Raw genomic sequence first — 1,612 nt, 5'->3', positions numbered from 1 at the left:
ACACGCAGAAAGTTTTGCGGCAATTAAAGACTTAACAAGCTAATATTAGATTATTAGTGAGTTTACAAGATTAGGCGTGGCATTGACCACGCCTTTTCTTTTCTATACAAAGAATAATTATGAAAATAAAAATATTAAAGCAAACTTTTGTTAAAGGTGAATTTGCTGAAGCTGGTAAAGTTGTAGAAGCGTCTGAACAAGATGGTCATGTCTTGATTGGTGGTGGACACGCTATTGCTGTTGCTGAAGATATGAAGAAACCTGAAAATAAAGCTGTAAAAAAGAAAAGTATATTTTCACGCAAAAAAAAATAAAGGAGTCTGATTATGATGATGACTTATTTTAAACGCTGGTTTAAAATGGCAAAGAACAATCCAAAAGTATCTGCTGGTATTGTGATTGCAATTATCGTTTTATATACATTGATATTTTAATGAAATTGTCTTTTATCAAGTATGGTAAAAGAAAAATTAAAGTAGAATATGTATTATTAAAGGACTGTTTTGGTCTATACGATCCTAATTTACATACATTACAAATAGATAAAAGGTTGAAAGGTTTAAGGTTATTTAATACTTTAGTCCATGAGTTATTTCATATAATTATGAATATGGAAAATATAAATGTAAATGAGAAAGGCGAAGAACCTATTGCTGTTGCAGTAGGTGATGGTTACGAAAAAATATTCATGGCCAATCCATTTCTATTTAAAGTATTAACAAAATGTTTAAAAAAAGCAAATTAAAATGGCAATAGAATCAGATACAGAACGAGCAATATTCTTTGATACAGACGATTTTGCTAAATCAGCTACATTTGCTGATGTAAGTGCTGGTACGAGTTCAACAGTTAAAGGTATTTTCGATAAAGAATCAATAGAACAAAGTGTAGGCGAAGCTGGTATTATAGAAGAAGTTCCAGTTTTTACTTGTAAAACAAGTGATGTTTCTGCGGCAACATTTAATGATACTTTTGTTATTGATACAGTTACTTATTATATTAAAGAGATATTTCCTGATGGAACAGGAGTAACAAGATTTACATTATCAGGATAATATGGCTCACGTTAGAAAATCAATTAGAGAACACGTTGTTACAACAGTTACAAGTTTATCTACAACTGGTTCAAATGTTTATGAAACAAGATACTTTCCTTTACAGACTGGGAATCTTCCAGCTTTAATTGTTTATACTTTAGATGAAACAGTTGAAGATTATACCATAGGACAAAATACACGAACTCAATTCAGATCATTAAATTTAATTATCGAAGCACATTGTAGAGGTACAGCAAATATAGATGATACGCTTGATACGATTGCAGAAGAAGTTGAAGAAGCGATGGTAACTGATATTTCACGTGGTGGACACGCTAAAGATACAAAATTAGTTTCAACTGATATTGAATTTGATACCGCCAGTCAAAAGACAGGATTGATGAGGTTGACCTATTTAATTTCTTATAATACTGTCGAAAATGCAGTACAAACTGGAGTATAATTATGGCAAGTAATATTATTGAACTTAAAACACCTAACGGTGATGGCGTTATTGCAGTTTCAAAAGATATGGAAGAATATTATTTGAAAATGGGCTACACAAGAGTTCAAGA

The 1,612-nt window shown here is 31.0% G+C and carries 4 protein-coding genes; all 4 read left to right on the top strand.

Features of this window, described 5'->3' with window-relative positions:
- Positions 1-119: 119 nt before the first annotated feature.
- The 4 genes from AC30RD_RS09085 (at position 120) to gpU (ending at position 1,500) form a co-directional block, all read left to right on the top strand.
- Positions 120-314 carry a hypothetical protein gene (locus tag AC30RD_RS09085; RefSeq protein WP_489494210.1) on the top strand — a complete coding sequence of 65 codons (195 nt, stop codon included), beginning with the start codon at positions 120-122 and terminating at the stop codon, positions 312-314.
- A gap of 119 nt (positions 315-433) precedes the next feature.
- Positions 434-745 carry a hypothetical protein gene (locus AC30RD_RS09080; RefSeq protein ID WP_489494209.1) on the top strand — a complete coding sequence of 104 codons (312 nt, stop codon included), beginning with the start codon at positions 434-436 and terminating at the stop codon, positions 743-745.
- A 1-nt stretch (position 746) separates the two neighbouring features.
- Positions 747-1,055: a head-tail joining protein gene (locus tag AC30RD_RS09075; RefSeq protein ID WP_489494208.1), complete on the top strand. Its 309-nt coding sequence runs from the start codon at positions 747-749 to the stop codon at positions 1,053-1,055.
- A 1-nt stretch (position 1,056) separates the two neighbouring features.
- Positions 1,057-1,500, top strand: a complete 444-nt coding sequence (gpU, locus tag AC30RD_RS09070; protein WP_489494206.1) for a phage tail terminator protein — start codon at positions 1,057-1,059, stop codon at positions 1,498-1,500.
- Positions 1,501-1,612: the final 112 nt, after the last annotated feature.

The organism is Nitrosophilus sp., assembly GCF_982775275.1.
The sequence above is the reverse complement of the archived record's forward strand: the minus strand, read 5'-3'. Positions and strand labels throughout refer to the sequence as shown.